The sequence below is a fragment of the Undibacterium sp. YM2 genome, from assembly GCF_009937975.1.
GTDB lineage: Bacteria > Pseudomonadota > Gammaproteobacteria > Burkholderiales > Burkholderiaceae_D > Undibacterium.
In genome coordinates this window covers 82,856-97,188 of record NZ_AP018442.1, presented here as the reverse complement: position 1 = coordinate 97,188, position 14,333 = coordinate 82,856, and the positions used below count along the sequence as shown (strand labels likewise).

15 protein-coding genes and 1 pseudogene are annotated in these 14,333 nt (G+C 48.1%); 11 read left to right on the top strand and 5 right to left on the bottom strand.

Features of this window, described 5'->3' with window-relative positions; translation table 11 throughout:
- Nucleotides 1-14 precede the first annotated feature (14 nt).
- The gene (locus tag UNDYM_RS30020; protein WP_162044899.1) at nucleotides 15-629 is read right to left on the bottom strand and encodes a hypothetical protein; all 615 of its coding nucleotides are present in this window, start codon (nucleotides 627-629) and stop codon (nucleotides 15-17) included.
- Nucleotides 630-1,622: 993 nt separating this feature from the next.
- Between UNDYM_RS30020 and UNDYM_RS31450 the strand changes: the two genes are divergently transcribed.
- The 10 genes from UNDYM_RS31450 (at nucleotide 1,623) to UNDYM_RS31200 (ending at nucleotide 9,002) form a co-directional block, all read left to right on the top strand.
- A complete protein-coding gene (locus UNDYM_RS31450; protein WP_370529502.1) occupies nucleotides 1,623-1,826 on the top strand; it encodes a tyrosine-type recombinase/integrase in 204 nt (67 codons plus the stop codon).
- Nucleotides 1,827-1,873: 47 nt separating this feature from the next.
- A complete protein-coding gene (locus tag UNDYM_RS30010; protein WP_162044898.1) occupies nucleotides 1,874-2,113 on the top strand; it encodes a hypothetical protein in 240 nt (79 codons plus the stop codon).
- A gap of 53 nt (nucleotides 2,114-2,166) precedes the next feature.
- Nucleotides 2,167-3,981, top strand: coding sequence for a tetratricopeptide repeat protein (locus UNDYM_RS30005; RefSeq protein WP_162044897.1), 1,815 nt, complete (start codon nucleotides 2,167-2,169; stop codon nucleotides 3,979-3,981).
- An 80-nt stretch (nucleotides 3,982-4,061) separates the two neighbouring features.
- Nucleotides 4,062-5,675: a tetratricopeptide repeat protein gene (locus tag UNDYM_RS30000; RefSeq protein ID WP_162044896.1), complete on the top strand. Its 1,614-nt coding sequence runs from the start codon at nucleotides 4,062-4,064 to the stop codon at nucleotides 5,673-5,675.
- A gap of 126 nt (nucleotides 5,676-5,801) precedes the next feature.
- A complete protein-coding gene (locus UNDYM_RS29995; protein WP_162044895.1) occupies nucleotides 5,802-6,041 on the top strand; it encodes a hypothetical protein in 240 nt (79 codons plus the stop codon).
- 141 nt (nucleotides 6,042-6,182) lie between these two features.
- Nucleotides 6,183-6,482 carry a hypothetical protein gene (locus UNDYM_RS29990; RefSeq protein ID WP_162044894.1) on the top strand — a complete coding sequence of 100 codons (300 nt, stop codon included), beginning with the start codon at nucleotides 6,183-6,185 and terminating at the stop codon, nucleotides 6,480-6,482.
- A gap of 582 nt (nucleotides 6,483-7,064) precedes the next feature.
- On the top strand, nucleotides 7,065-7,391 hold the full coding sequence (locus UNDYM_RS29985) for a hypothetical protein (protein ID WP_162044893.1): 327 nt from the start codon (nucleotides 7,065-7,067) through the stop codon (nucleotides 7,389-7,391).
- Nucleotides 7,392-7,416: 25 nt separating this feature from the next.
- On the top strand, nucleotides 7,417-7,863 hold the full coding sequence (locus tag UNDYM_RS29980; protein WP_162044892.1) for a hypothetical protein: 447 nt from the start codon (nucleotides 7,417-7,419) through the stop codon (nucleotides 7,861-7,863).
- A gap of 633 nt (nucleotides 7,864-8,496) precedes the next feature.
- Nucleotides 8,497-8,820 carry a hypothetical protein gene (locus tag UNDYM_RS29975; RefSeq protein ID WP_162044846.1) on the top strand — a complete coding sequence of 108 codons (324 nt, stop codon included), beginning with the start codon at nucleotides 8,497-8,499 and terminating at the stop codon, nucleotides 8,818-8,820.
- 47 nt (nucleotides 8,821-8,867) lie between these two features.
- On the top strand, nucleotides 8,868-9,002 hold the full coding sequence (locus UNDYM_RS31200) for a hypothetical protein (protein ID WP_255456560.1): 135 nt from the start codon (nucleotides 8,868-8,870) through the stop codon (nucleotides 9,000-9,002).
- On the opposite strand, the gene UNDYM_RS29970 is transcribed toward UNDYM_RS31200, so the two are convergent.
- The 3 genes from UNDYM_RS29970 to UNDYM_RS29960 all read right to left on the bottom strand — a co-directional run bounded on the left by UNDYM_RS29970 (nucleotide 8,997) and on the right by UNDYM_RS29960 (nucleotide 12,564).
- Nucleotides 8,997-9,701 carry a DUF2278 family protein gene (locus tag UNDYM_RS29970; protein ID WP_162044891.1) on the bottom strand — a complete coding sequence of 235 codons (705 nt, stop codon included), beginning with the start codon at nucleotides 9,699-9,701 and terminating at the stop codon, nucleotides 8,997-8,999. The genes UNDYM_RS31200 and UNDYM_RS29970 overlap by 6 nt on opposite strands.
- Before the next feature lie 34 nt (nucleotides 9,702-9,735).
- Nucleotides 9,736-11,433, bottom strand: coding sequence for a phospholipase D-like domain-containing protein (locus UNDYM_RS29965; protein ID WP_162044890.1), 1,698 nt, complete (start codon nucleotides 11,431-11,433; stop codon nucleotides 9,736-9,738).
- Nucleotides 11,434-11,604: 171 nt separating this feature from the next.
- A complete protein-coding gene (locus UNDYM_RS29960) occupies nucleotides 11,605-12,564 on the bottom strand; it encodes a hypothetical protein (protein WP_162044889.1) in 960 nt (319 codons plus the stop codon).
- Between the two features lie 481 nt (nucleotides 12,565-13,045).
- Here UNDYM_RS29960 and ubiE point away from each other — a divergent pair, with 481 nt between their 5' ends.
- Nucleotides 13,046-13,822, top strand: coding sequence for a bifunctional demethylmenaquinone methyltransferase/2-methoxy-6-polyprenyl-1,4-benzoquinol methylase UbiE (gene ubiE, locus UNDYM_RS29955; RefSeq protein WP_162044888.1), 777 nt, complete (start codon nucleotides 13,046-13,048; stop codon nucleotides 13,820-13,822).
- 336 nt (nucleotides 13,823-14,158) lie between these two features.
- Here the strand turns inward: ubiE and UNDYM_RS29950 are convergent.
- Nucleotides 14,159-14,281: pseudogene (locus UNDYM_RS29950) on the bottom strand (IS5/IS1182 family transposase); the annotation flags it as partial.
- Between the last annotated feature and the right edge of the window lie 52 nt (nucleotides 14,282-14,333).

Sequence of the window (14,333 nt, the reverse complement as noted above, 5' to 3'; positions counted from 1 at the left end):
ACCAAGACATGTTCTTACGGTAGAGCTGGTAGTCGCGCGCCCAGCTGGTCCAAGGTCATTTCTTCAGAAACAGTAAAGCGGGACTTATTCAGCGCCAGCACTATAACCTCACGAGGCGCACCGGTAACAGTAGTCGTCAGCCACTTTACATATGATTGAAATTCCATCAAGGGCAGGCAATGGGAGGGGGGATGCCCGAAAAATTCTTTTGCAAAGTCTTCTATCGCCAAAGGCGCAGCGCCACAATCGATGTCTACGCACGTGTCTGGGCAAGTTAAACAACATACGCGATTTCGGTACTCTTGAGACATTAGCCGACCACTTTGGGAATCGCGCCAAGCTATTCGATGGCATTTTGCGTGGAAGGCGGCCATCTCAGGGCTTTCAGCAAGGCCCTTACAGAGTAATTTAACGCGCCGAATTTTCGCGTTCTCGTTACGAATTTCAGCTTCGCTCCATTTCATTTCAACAATTGCAAAGTTATTGTAAGTAACCCATAAGTCGTCCCCGAGTAAGTGTCTATCCTGTGGGCCCAAAGGAAACTCGTCAAAGTGACGGCAGGACTGTTCGGCTTCACTTTGAAGTACTCTCTTAAAAATAGAGATCACACCAGATTCATTTTTCCCCATAGGTCCTCTAAGATTATGCGCAGACAATATTCCCAAGTGAAAAGCGCGGGTTTGGAACTATCGCTGCTTAGTCGATAATTTCGCATCTAGACTATAGCGCAACTGAAAGGGGATATGCGGCTATGGCTCATTTATGTACCCCCATATATTATTTAAATCAGAGCACTATAGAAGATTGGTTTGACGCAGATGGCCCCTCAACTGGGGTCGGTGCTGAATACTATTTTGCCCATATTGATGGACGGACAGCCTATGTATGTGTTGATCAGGGGGAAGTAATAACCGTAGAGGTCTATGACCCGAATGATCAATGAAGAGCCCACTTAATTCCGGTTCTTCAACAGTTTATGAGTTGCTAAACCTTCCTTCGGGAAGGTTTTTTTTCGTCCGGCGATTAATGGGAGGAGGGCCGGTAACGGGTTACCCACTTTTCCGAGGACTGCCCGCCAGTGTTTGTGATAAGCTTGAAAAAGAGTCTCCAATAGATTCACTCTGAATAAAACCCCTATCAATCCTATTCAGAGGTACACATGCCACAAGCGACCACACTCAAGCCAGGTCAAATTCGTCACCTTTTACGCGTTACTGAAGCCACGTCAAGACACCCAGAGCGTGATTGCCTTATTCTCTTGCTAGGCTGACCTGTGGCATGCGGGTATCAGAAATAGCCCAAATCGAAATTCAGGACATCATGTTTTCATCAGGCGTTCTTCGGTCTGAAGTCAGTTTGCATCTATTACAAAGGGATGTCGCCAACGGTGCATCTACGTCACGCATCAAAAAACAATTGACGCTCTTGAGCGATACTTAGGGCTGCGCATCGAACGCGGCCTTGGCACGGAGCTAAACAATGAGAAATACCGTGGTCTATCACCCCAAACTACTTTGATACTGACACACAAAGGCAGTAAGTTTTACCTGAACACCAAGAGGCGAACAAACTACGCTGGCGAGCAAGCCGATTACCTGGCCTGCGACAGCCTTCAATCCCATGTGACAAAGGTCTACCGTGACGCAGGCATCAAACATGGTTCCAGCCACAGCGGGAGGCGTAGCTTTGCCAGTAACCTTCTAAAGCAAGGAGCAAGCTTAGAAACGGTACAACAGCTTTTAGGACACGCGGATTTTGATCACGTCTTGCCATATCTTGAGATTGAAAACTCAAAATTAAGGCAAATGTTTTCAGAAGTTTTGTAATCATTTAGTATCCCCAATAGGGATAATTTAGTTTATTATTGGACAACATGAAACAACAAGAATTTCTTCGTGAAGCAATGAGTCAATTGAACATGGATAGAGCATCGTTTGCCCAGCGGCTTGGATGCGCGAAACGTGCTTTAGATAAATGGCTTTTGCCTCACGACTCAAATGATTTTCGTGAAATGGGGGAGCCAATTTGGAACCTGATTCGTGAAATTATTGCGCATGAAAATCTTAAGCAAGAACATGAAAAGTTAGAGAAGAAAGTGGCAAAAATATCTTAATAAATCCCTCAAAGGGGATATATTATTAATCATGTTTGATTCTGGATAACACGATGGCTAAACTCCACCCGATATCAGGTACCGACATTGAAACGCGTATAGCGGATGTGATTTTTGTTCACGGTCTTGGAGGTGACGCCTTTAAAACCTGGCGTCACGGTGAAGATCAGAGCACATCATGGCCGCATTGGGTGGGAGACGAGTTCAAAAATGTCGGTGTATGGTCACTGGAATACGCGGCAAGCCCATCCAGATGGCTTCGTATTCCTAAGATTTTTTCCAATGTGAGATCGGATGCGGGGCACAGTATGGCGCTTCCCACGCGTTCCAGGCAGGTACTTAATCTGCTGTGCCAGCGGTGCATTGGTCTGAGACCCATCATTTTTGTGTGCCACAGCCTCGGAGGCTTGCTGGTCAAGCAAATTTTGCGTGATTCTAGCGACAGCGTACAAGCAATAGATAACAAGATAATCTCCGCTACCAAAGGCGTGCTATTTCTTGCTACACCGCACGCTGGCGCTACCTTAGCGTCCTTGTTAAGCCATTTTTCAACTGTACTGGGCACGACCGTCTCCATCGGTGAGCTAAAGGAACATGATGCGCATTTGGGCAATCTATACAATTGGTACCGCAATCACGCGCCAAAGCACGAAATGGAAACTTTCACATACTTTGAAACACGTGATATCAAAGGGATGAGGATTGTCAATTCCACGTCGGCGCATCCGGGTGTTGGCACTGATCCAGTTGCAACAGATGACGATCATGTATCGATTGCCAAACCATCAGACCGGAGTGCCGCCGTTTGTGAAACGTTACGCGAATTTCTCTCTGGCTTAGGTGCCCCAGCAATAATAAATGAATCCAAAGACTCGAACACTTACATATCGTTCGATCTTGGGAAAACAGCATTATCAGAGTGCCGGTTTGAACCAGCACGAGCTCACTTTACCGAGGCCCTGCGACAATATAAGCGGATTAGCGATATTCCGCACGAGGCCGAAGTGCTTGACTGCCTTGGTATCGTAGAGCACGCAGTGGGACGATTTGAACCGGCACGAGCGCACTTCACAGAGGCGCTGCGACTATACAAGCAGATCGGCAATGATCTGGGTGAGGCGACAGCAGTTCTGGGTTTGGGTTCTGTAGAGCATGCAGTGGGCCGTTTTGAACCAGCGCGATTACACTTTACTGAGGCGCTACGACTCTATAAGCAGATCGGCGATACCCAGGGCGAGGCAAGAGCTATTAATAGTCTGGGCCTTGTAGAACACGTGGTGGGCCGATTTGAACGGGCACGAGCGCACTTTACTGAAGCGCTGCAACTGTACAAGCAGATCGGCGATATTCTGGGTGAGGCTAATTCGCATAGTGGATTGGGTAGAGTTGAAAGCTCGCTAGGCCGTTTTGAACCAGCGCGGGCGCACCTCGCTGAGGTGCTGCGGCTGTACAAGCAGATCGGCAACCTTTTGGGAGAGGCCAATGCGCTTGATGGCCTGGGCAATATAGAAGACGCGCTTGGTCGCTATGATCAGGCAAGGACGGCCTATAATGAGGCGCTACGACTGCACAAACAAATAGGCAATATTTTGGGAGAGGCTAATGCCCTTAGTGGTCTGGGTGAGGTAGAGCGCTCGCTTGACCGTTATGAGCAGGCCTGGAAGTACTTTACTGAGGCTCTATTACTGCACAAACAGATAAGCAATGTATTGGGGGAAGCCAATGTACTTAATGACATCGGTCATGTTGAAAGCGCACTGGGTCGTAACGAATCGGCGCGCAAGTACCATACCGAGGCATTGCGGCTTCACAAGCAGATTGGAAATGCTTTGGGGAAGCCAATGCACTTCAGGGGCTGGGAGGGGTAGAGCGCGAACTGGGTCGTTTCGAACCAGCGCGAACACACTTTGCCGAAGCCTGGCGACTTCACAAGCAGATTAGCAATACTTTGGGGGAAGCCAATGCACTGAATGGACTAGGCGGGGTAGAAAGCGCACTTGGCCGTTTTGAACCGGCGCGGGCGCACTATATAGAAGCGCGCCAACTACACAAGCAGACGGGTGATGTCTTGGGGGAAGCAAATGCGCTCAAGGGGCTGGGTGGGGTTGAACTCATAATGGCCTGTTATGAACCGGCGCTAAAGTATTTTACTGAGGCGTTGAGATTGTACAAGCAGAATGCCAATATTTTGGGAGAGGCAAATGTGCTTGACGAACTTGGTCGTGTTGAGAGAGCGCTTGGCCGTATCGAACAGGCATGGGCGAACTATACCGAGGCGCTTCGACTGCACCAACAGATCAGCAATGTTTTGGGAGAAGCAAATGCGCGCATAGGTCTGGGTGAGGTAGAACGCGCGCTGAGCCGCAACGAAACAGCGCGAGCGCACTTTACTGAGGCGCTTCGGCTCTACAAGCAAATCGGCAATATTCAGGGTACGGCCAATGCGTATAGTAGCCTAGGCGGAATGGAGCGGGAAATGGGGCGCTTTGAACAGGCACGGGCACAACTTATCGAAGCCCAGCTAATGTATAAGCGAATCGGCGATATACTAGGAGAGGCTAATGCGCATAATGGACTTGGTCGTATTGAAATCTCGCTTGGCCGTTTTGAACCAGCACGGATGCACTTTGCAGAGGCTCTGCGACTGCAAAAGCAGATCGGTAATGTATTAGGAGAGGCTAATGCACTTAGAGGTCTGGGTGAGGTAGAACGGACACTGGGCCGTAACGAACCGGCACGGACGCACTTTATTGAGGCGATGCGGCTACACAAACAGATCGGCAATGTTTTGGGAGAGGCCAATGCACTTAGTGGCCTAAGTTTTGTAGAACGAGCACTTGGTCGCATTGAACTGGCACTAGCTTTCCTTACTGAGGCACTGCTACTGCACAAGCAGATCGGCGATATTCTAGGTCAGGCCAACGCGCTTGATGGCCTAGGACATATGGAACACGTGTTAGGTCGTTATGAAACGGCGCACAGCAACTTTACAGAGGCTAGGCGGTTGCATAAACAGATTGGCAATGTTCTGGGTGAAGGAACTGCGCATGCTGGCTTGGGTGGAGTAGAGCGCTCACTGGGTCATGAGGACAAAGCTCGGACCCACTTTACGGAGGCACTTCGACTTAGCAAGCAGATTGGCAATGTGCTGGGTGAGGCCAACGCGATTAGTGGCCTTGGACATATTGAACATGGCCTGAGACGCCAGGACCAAGCTCTGATGCACTTTACAGAGGCGCTCCGACTACATAAACAAATTGGCAATGTGCTGGGTGAGGCCAATGCGCTTCTATGTCTGGGGTACGTAGAACAAGCGCTTGGACGCTTTGAACCCGCAGAAACTCATCTAACGGAAGCGATGCTATTGTACAAGCAGATCGGCAACGTTCTTGCTGAAGCTAACACGCTCTTTGCTCTAGGTGAGTTATCTAGGTGTACGTTATCAGAAAATACAGCACGAGTACAATTTCGTGACGCAGCAGTTCTTTTTGGTATTGCAGGTCAAATTGAAAAGCAAGATTTAGCCAATCGTTTGGCTACAGAAGCATGGTCTACCATCTAAACAGGATAGGAAAACAGCACAAGGAAAAATCTTTTCTTCCCTAGCAGTACCAATCGCCAGCCACGAGCTGGCTTTGTCAATGAAAGGGGTAGGAGCGGTGCCTGTCCAACCAATTTGGAATCTTGTATGGAAAAAGAAGAAGCGCGTGCAGCGGTCGTGCGTCGGATCGAACAGATCAGCTTGGCCAAAGACCCCGATGCTGTACACACTGCGCAATTGCGTCTCATGGGTTACATGGAAGCCCTAGAAGATCAGGGACTGTTAAGTGAGAAAGAAGTATGGGCGTTCGACGAGCAAGCGAATATAGCGGGCGATAAGCGAAATGCTGAATGGCTCGCAAGCCATCGAGAGAATAAGTCGTCATAACCGGAAAACCGTCAGGATCACGATAATGCGGTCCGAGAATTCTTGCGAACTCAGAAGCCCCACTTTGTGGAGCATGCATAAAGTAGTAACTTCCAGTGGAAGCTTGGAAATAATAATAGCGGCATTATTTAAGGATGTCAGATGATAGTTTATGTTTTACTGAATTACTCTATGGGAACGGCTAATGATGTAGCCGTATGCGCCTCAAAGCCTATTGCGGATGGCATTATTGAAAAGCATGCGTCTGTCGGTCGAAATGAAGTTGTGCAACATGATGTCATAGGCGATATCGAGCAACCTGGCAGAGTGTTTACAGCATCTGTTTATGAACCAACGAACGACGTTCACAATTTTGTTGGCGTGCATGGAAACTTTGCCTTAGCTAAACGGATGGCAGGTGAGCGCGGTTTGGTGCTGGGCAGAGATGTTATTTTAGTCTAGGAAAAATTATGTCTCATAGCTACGAACAGAGTACCGAAGTTGTCATTCAAAAGTGAAAGTAATAGAACGCCCTATGGGAGTTCCCGGCGGCAAAGAGAAGGAGCAAGGGTACTGCCCGAAGTGTAACGCTCTCGTTGCAGAGTTCATGACAGACGGCTTCATTAACGTCGAGTTGGTACTGCCAGAAAAGTAGTCTTTCAACCAAAGGAAAAAGGAGGTTCACTTGGATACAATAGAATGTCCCAACTGCAAGCATGAGGGGTTGCCGCACCTATCTCACTACCGTCCATTTTTGCTTGGAAAACTGCGCTATTCCAAAACGCAGCACCTATGCAGAATCTGCGGCGACGTGATGTATGAGACTGGCGGAGAGATCACGGGTTTTGGGTGGATCTGCCTAATAGCGTTAGGGTATTTGCTTGGTGTATTTTTTCTTCAACGCACATTTCCCAGCTTCGGTCTGAGTCTGGACAACGTCATTAACCCTATTATCAATATTTTTATTTTTGGCTTTTTGTTTTTGATCTTGCGAAAATTCATTCGGTATTTCAGGAACAAATCTCGAATGCCACCTACAAAGCAATGAATACTCTCACGTCACTTGCCGCAATTTTTTACATGCACAACTCTGTTCTCCTTGCCACATGGGGAAAATTGAAGTCTTCGGCAGCTATGTGGTTTTTAAGCATGTTCTGCTTCGCAGTCAGATTTTTCCAAGTCGACATTTTTGACAAATTAAAGCTATGTGCTTTATGTTTGCTTGTCATTTTCTGTTACGCAGTTGCTCGCGCAATTGGAACCGCGAAAGTAGTTAATTCCTCAGACCCACTGGCAGTCTCGGATCGCATGCTTGCAACGATGGAAAAAAATATTGCAGAGCAAAAACTTATGCGCTCAAAACGCAATTAATTGCTCCAAATAATGCGGTTTCATAATGATTCAGCCATTTCCTAAGGAAATTCAATTGATTGAAAACAGTCAAGATAGAACATCGACCTACTCTGACATATCTCGAACAAATGCTAGATATCTAGCGGACTTAGTGGGTGGATTTAGGCGATTTGGCGAAAGAGTTGGCCTTGCTGAATCTCAGGTTAGCCAACTACTTGGCAAAAACCCCAGTCGCAACATTGGTGTAAAAGTAGCGCGAAGGATTGAGGAAGCCTTTGAGAAACCTCTTGGCTGGATTGACCAGCGTCATGGAGAAAGCGGATTGGCTGAACTTTCTGAAGTTGCTATGAACGAATTGCTGTCAACCGAACTTAGAATACTTAAAGACCAGGTGGCTAAAGTTTCCGCCTGTTTGCGCGCTACGGAAACGGCAAATGAAATTGACAAAAGAAACTTAATCAGTTTGGCCCTCTCCATTTTAGAAGAATAGTTGGGGGAGACAAATCGTGACAGAGAATATCTACGATCTCGCCTATTTTCAAGTACTCGCTGCTGCTAACGGCGGCACGTGCTTGGGGGGCGATTTTTCAGGTACACGCCCTACACTTAACTTTCGGTGCAGTTTAGGGCATGAATGGATTGCAACCGCGAAACATATTGTCTATAGGAAAAGCTGGTGTCCTCAATGCCGTGGACAGCATTACGACAAACATGATTTGAAAACATTTCAGTTGATAGCTGAAAAAAGGGGCGGGAGATGTTTATCGAGCGAATATGCAGGAATTCGAAAGCACTTACAGTTTATATGCGATCAAGGTCATGAATGGCGAGCCCAACCATGTAACATTTTGCACCGACAATCCTGGTGTCCAATTTGTGCAAATGGGCGAAATGAAACCTCTAAAAATTCGAGCGCACTCGAAAGGCTAAAACAAGTCCAGGATATCGCAATTGAAAGGGGCGGAAGATGTCTCTCAGTAGTGTATTTAGGTGACAAGGTGCATTTAGCTTTTGAATGTGCACTTGGTCATCAATGGAACGCAACGCCAAATACAATAAAACGCCCGCACTGGTGTCCCGTTTGCAAACTTAGAAAAAATTTGAGTAAATTTGAGGAAAGATAATGAGCAGAAATTCGAATGATGACCGCAGTAATAGCATGAATCCAAATAATGATGCCTATCATGCGAGTGAAGCGAATCGTAACAATCAAATTGGCGCCTATGACAATGATGACGTAGAGCTTTCTGATAGCGAAAAGCAACAACGTGCCGTATCCTCTGAAACACAAAGCAATGCTTATAATCGAGGAATTGCTGGAATATGTGATGCTCTGCTCAGTATTTCCCAGCAGACCCAAAATGAAAAAGCAGAAAACACAATTTCAAGTGATGGTCTTCTTGCTCGAACAACGTTGACTGAGTCATCTTGTGGTGAGGTATCCTGACTTTTTCGGACATCCCTGTTAGTTAAAATAAACGATCAGGAGAAATAATGAAACAGAAAAAGACATACCCACCAGAATTGCGTGAAGAAGCCTTAAAGCTTGTTTTGGCACAAGGGACGACGCTGGTAGAGCGGCATCACGCCTCTATCCTTATCTGGGATAGGATCTTATTATGGCTATGACAGTTGCAACAATGGCTTGGCACCAGGAACGGGATTGCCTTTGGAATCAGTCCCAAGCCGTTGAGACTGGAACGCCGCAAAGAATGCCCGCATTTCATTGCCAACCTGCACAAAAAGAGCTCCATCTGTGTAGATGCCGTTGTCTCGCCGATGGTCCGCACCATTGCCTTGATTCATATGGATGTCATGCACGCCTGGGCTTTCGCTTTCGGCAGCAAACAGGCTGCCAACCGCCCATACGGTCACGGCCTGCTTAGGGCGATAGGCTGTTCGGCTTTCCGTGTAGGTCGGTGTGACCACCTTGTACGTGGTTTGGTTTGCTACGTCCTCTTCGGTGGTCAACAGGTCTGCCAAAACGTCGTTCAGGTCGTTTGCTGGCCCATCCTGGCTTGGAGCCATGGGTGTCATGCGATGAACATTCAGCAGTGCAGGGTCACGAAAATAATCCAGACGAACGCCCTGCGGCGTCACGCCTTCAGGCAATGAGGTCAAGGACTGCACAATAGGGTGGTCAAAGTGATAGGTGGCGAGAAATAGCAGATCGCTGTGATCTTGCGACTGTGTATTCACGGCAACGCGGTACTCACGTCCCCCTACAACCATAATGACGTTGTAATGTGGGTCACCTTTATTACCGGGCTCAAATGGCACGCCCACGCGCAAGGCACCTTTGACTACTGAGTAATTGGGAATAGGCACGGATTTTCTCCTTTAGTTGACTTGAAGGACACGTTCAAAGACTCATGGCTTGCGCAAAGAACTTGCGCCGGTAGAAACGCCCCGAAGACTCATTGGGATCGAAGTAGGGAGACTGCCACGCATCGCTGTCTAGTAAATACTGTGGCCGCCAATCGACAGGTTTTCCTCCTTGCTCGGTATGAATCGCAACAGCCTCGCGAAAGGCGTAGTGCGAATGCAATCTCATAAATTCACCCAGGTAGATGTCCGCAACGCGTTTATCCCCGCGGATCACAAGCATGTTCTCGTCGTTGTCAGTGGTGCTCGCGTCACTAAAGTTAGCCGAACCCACGATGACAACAGGCTCATCCCCCAACGGGTCCACCAGCATGTATTTGGTATGAATCCACGGCACATTGACATGGTCAACTATCTGGTGCATCTCGGCCAACCAACGGTCAAACTCATTGGTCACGATGTTATTTCCAATGGCTAAGACTACATTCTTACGTGCTGCAATCGCATGAATGGCTGCCAAGTCGTTGCTTCGGGCCGGTTCACGGGTCTGCGCGGTCCGCTTGTCCATCAACGCAAATCGCAGCACATCATCATCGCGTCCATAGACATTTTGAAACGTCTTGTTCATTCCAAAAGCAAAAGTCGCAAACAGTCCGCTGGACGCGCCTCCCGCCAGTTCACCATACCAGTCGAGTGCATCCTGATTGTTACGGGGTGAGAAAATGCATGCCAAACTCTGAGGCCAATCGGCAACTGGGGCTGGCGTTTGCTCTACGTTGCTGGTTTTGTAGCCAGAAGTTCGGTCAGTTTTAGGGTCTGTGGATAGACGTTCCCAATAGGTAAGGAAGGCTTGGGCCAGTGCTTTGTCTTGCACCACGTGACCCAGATTGGAGTGTCCATAGATGCCATTTTGTGTCCAATTGGTGGAGCCAGTCCATACTACTTGAGCCGTTCCGTTGTAAGTCAGCACGACGAATTTGTTGTGCATGATCTTGCCGTGCGTGCGAGGGATGCATAATGCTTCGATACCGGCCGCTGTAATGGCTTTTTTGTTTTCGTCCATTGGATGATTCTCGCCAGGAATCGCGTCAAACAATGCGTGTACCTCGGCACCCTTTGAACTGGCCTGGGCTAAGGCATCCAGAGCGGGGCCATCCTGAAATTCATAAATAGCTGCATGTACCTTCCAGGCTGGGCTGTCTGCACGACTAATCAAAGTCAGCAATGCCTCGTGCAAACCGCGCGAAAGCCAGTCGTAGGCAGCTTGGCCAACTTCACTGGGACGACGATTCTGAAATCGTCTGGCGTACTCCTGCGTCGCAACGCTTCCACGGTTGAAAAATACTGAATGTGGCTCCCCCCACTCAATCTCAGTCACCACGGTAACTTCGGCGCCATCCCGCACTTCAAGGGCCTCAGGTGTTCCATAAGTTGGGTGAACTTCGTAGGCGTAGCTCTGGCCAGGCTTAACACTGTAGTCCGACCACTGAAATGATTGAAACGGATGCTGTTGCGACGAAAACATCTGACCTAATGCAGCATTCGGTTCAGTTGTCTCAAAAGTTTTCATGCCCCGCATCCAAACAACCTCGCCCGTCTTCAGATCACGACGCTGAATCGCAAAGCCCAGACAGCCAGAACGCTGGGTACTAACCAGGTCAAAGCCAAGTAGAACTACATGAGTTCCCGCAATTGCGTTTACTCTGACCCCATTGGAAAAAGTTGATACCCGCATGCGCCCCCCTGTTTTCGATTGATATTTCCGCTTGTGGAAAAAGAGTGTGACAAGATTACACAATGCTCAATAAGAAGTCGGTTATTTGAATCCATTGTGTTACATAGAAATAGAGGGGACTGCTCCAGGCCCCAAACTTCAACACATATACTGGCGCTACGGCTGATAGCATCAGGTAGTTCCCTGCCAAGTGCCAACCACATTAAGATTAGAAATGGTGATAGTACAATCAGACTGATCGGTGGGACAGGTATTCAGTACAAAGAAATAGCCTGTTTCAGAGCCGGTGGGCCCTGCCAATGTCGCCGTGCCTATGTTACTGTTGACGCTGTTGGAGACGCTGACCGCAATCGTGCCATCGGAATTGGTGGAAAAGTTTGCAGTGATGGAACCTGTCCAAGGTCCAGTTGCGCTGCCAGGATAGATGACGACCTGTTCGCCTTGGCCTGCAAAATTGCTGTTCAACCCATCGCCAGGTCCCCACCGGCTTTCAATGAAATCGACTTCCTGGGTGTTCTGCCAAGCCTTGCAATAAATCCAGAATGCAAGCCAAATGGCGCTGCCGTCCGACTTGGTGTAGTTGACCACCTCGAAATCGAAAGTGATCTGGGTAACTCCACCGGTTCCCAGGAGGAAGTTGCATAAATTATTGGTGCAGATGGTGCGACAGTCGTCGCCCGCGTTGATGGCGATACTATCGGCGTTAATCGTGGTGTATTGCAACCAGTTGGGGTTGCATGTGCCACCTGGCTTTCCGTCTGGAGTCTGTTGCATACACCCGACGGTGCCGTCATCGCCGCACACACTGCCAGTAAACAGTGCTGGCCAATTGGAGGGCCACTGACTTTGCACGCTATCACACGGACAGGCGTTGGTTCCCCACGCTACATTGGTCTGGATGAAGAGGCCTGCCACCACATTTTCTGCGGCAACATCACAAACATTGTAATAATTCGGAGCGCCCTGAATAGAAATTGCGAGACCTGGCGTAACACTGACGGTGCCAATGGTTGGGATGATCGAAGACTGCGCAGCGGATACAGTACCCATTACGGTGCCGTTTTGCGTAATTTGAATTTCGCCCAGTGAACTGTAATTTGCGACAGAAATAGAAACAAGATTGTTTGCCATAAATTGCTCCGAAGTGGTTTGCTGGTCGCTGTGGAGGATATTACCTATGATCATAAATGTGCTCAGACGACTTTTCGTGTTGGCGAAGTAAGCAAACATACTCACGACTTGGAAACCGGAAAAGCTGCGCTGGGCGATTGCTTCTGTTATATAGTGTATAATTTAATAACTAATTATTATTTGAGTTAGCTATTATTACAAGTAAAAAAAGGTTAACTTTTTTACCGGTCCATCAGAGAAAAATTCATTTCATTCCAAGTATCGGAACCAAATTCTAGAAAGCTAGGTTCGGCCCTGGACGTTCATTAAAGGTTGCTATCGGGCGTGGTAAAATCCACATTAATTTCTATCGTCCCAGAATCAGCAGGTGCGTAGGCGCGTCATATGAGCAATGGCATTCAGTGTCACCGCATTTATATTATTTGCGGTGTTAGTGCTTCTTTTACGCGATTGAACCGACACTTTACTTGAGAGTACCGATATGACCGCAAGAGCATACAGCGAAAAAGACCAGGCAAAGACCACACATTTTGGATTCGAAAAAGTCAGAGTCGATGAAAAAGCGAGGAGGATTGCAGAGGTCTTCGATACCGTTTCGCCGAAGTATGACTTCATGAACGACGTAATCTCTTTCGGGACTCATCGCGCCGTCAAATGGTACGCCATCAAGGAGAGCAACATCAAACCGGGGTCGAAGGTGCTCGATATTGCTGCGGGTACCGGTGACTTGACTATTCTTATCAGCAAAAGGGTCGGGGCTCACGGATCTGTCATCCACAGCGATATCAATGATCAGATGTTACAGGCAGGGCGTGCACGGCTTGCAAAGGCTGATATTCCGGACAATGTGCAGTTTATTCAGGCAGATGCTGAGGATTTGAAGTTCGAGGAAAGCACCTTCGACGCTGTAACCATCGGCTACGGCATTCGGAACTTCACGAACAAGATGCAGGCACTGCGGGAGATCTTGCGTGTCCTAAAGCCAGGCGGACAGTTAACGATCGTCGAGTTTTCGAAGCCCACCTCCAAGCCACTACAAATGATGACAGATGCCTATTCCAGCCTGTGGCCGACCTTTGGAAAGATCTTCGTCGGGAATGGGAAGCCGTACAGGTATCTTGTTGACTCGATTAAGATGCACCCGGACCAGGAAACGTTCAAATCCATGATGCAGGATGCAGGGTACTCGCATGTAAACTACGAAAATCTCATGGGGGGTATCGCTGCGCTTCATATCGGTCTGAAGCCGCAAGCCTAACGTAGAAGATTGCAAATCAAGTGAATCAAGTATTGGCGCAAAGCCATGTCATGTACGTGCGCTTAGTTGTGAACAAACTGTCGTGGCCAGACCACTCGTTGGTAGTTCGCTTAAGCTCACAACCTACCGTGTGCAAGTACGGAGCCATCGAATGCTCTAGGGAACGTCAGATTTAGTTCTAAGGAATATCTGATTAAGTTCTAATTTTCTTTGATTTTCAATCATGTGACGAACAGAGAATAAAAGCGTCTTCATAACATGATTATCTTCAGAGATTTGGGGAGGTAACTCGCCAATTTTTTCACTTTTCGTGCGATGTCTCGCACCTTGGGCACACTATGACCCTTGCATGCGCATCAAGCGCCTGCGAACCCTAGACAAGTTCGCCAGTGCACAGGTCACAAACAAGCGATGCGCATTCTTTTGCAAACCACGATATCTGACTTTGGTAAATCCAAAGGTCGCGGTAGGGTTATGATATACACAGGTCAATGAACAAGGCGTCAATTCA

Coding starts and splice junctions, on each gene's coding strand:
- UNDYM_RS31200 (WP_255456560.1), top strand. CDS start 8,868: ATGAAACAGAAAAAGACATACCCACCAGAATTGCGTGAAGAAGCCTTA.
- UNDYM_RS29985 (WP_162044893.1), top strand. CDS start 7,065: ATGAATACTCTCACGTCACTTGCCGCAATTTTTTACATGCACAACTCT.
- ubiE (WP_162044888.1), top strand. CDS start 13,046: ATGACCGCAAGAGCATACAGCGAAAAAGACCAGGCAAAGACCACACAT.
- UNDYM_RS29980 (WP_162044892.1), top strand. CDS start 7,417: ATGATTCAGCCATTTCCTAAGGAAATTCAATTGATTGAAAACAGTCAA.
- UNDYM_RS29995 (WP_162044895.1), top strand. CDS start 5,802: ATGGAAAAAGAAGAAGCGCGTGCAGCGGTCGTGCGTCGGATCGAACAG.
- UNDYM_RS29975 (WP_162044846.1), top strand. CDS start 8,497: ATGAGCAGAAATTCGAATGATGACCGCAGTAATAGCATGAATCCAAAT.
- UNDYM_RS29965 (WP_162044890.1), bottom strand. CDS start 11,433: ATGCGGGTATCAACTTTTTCCAATGGGGTCAGAGTAAACGCAATTGCG.
- UNDYM_RS30005 (WP_162044897.1), top strand. CDS start 2,167: ATGGCTAAACTCCACCCGATATCAGGTACCGACATTGAAACGCGTATA.
- UNDYM_RS29960 (WP_162044889.1), bottom strand. CDS start 12,564: ATGGCAAACAATCTTGTTTCTATTTCTGTCGCAAATTACAGTTCACTG.
- UNDYM_RS29990 (WP_162044894.1), top strand. CDS start 6,183: ATGATAGTTTATGTTTTACTGAATTACTCTATGGGAACGGCTAATGAT.
- UNDYM_RS30010 (WP_162044898.1), top strand. CDS start 1,874: ATGAAACAACAAGAATTTCTTCGTGAAGCAATGAGTCAATTGAACATG.
- UNDYM_RS30020 (WP_162044899.1), bottom strand. CDS start 629: ATGGGGAAAAATGAATCTGGTGTGATCTCTATTTTTAAGAGAGTACTT.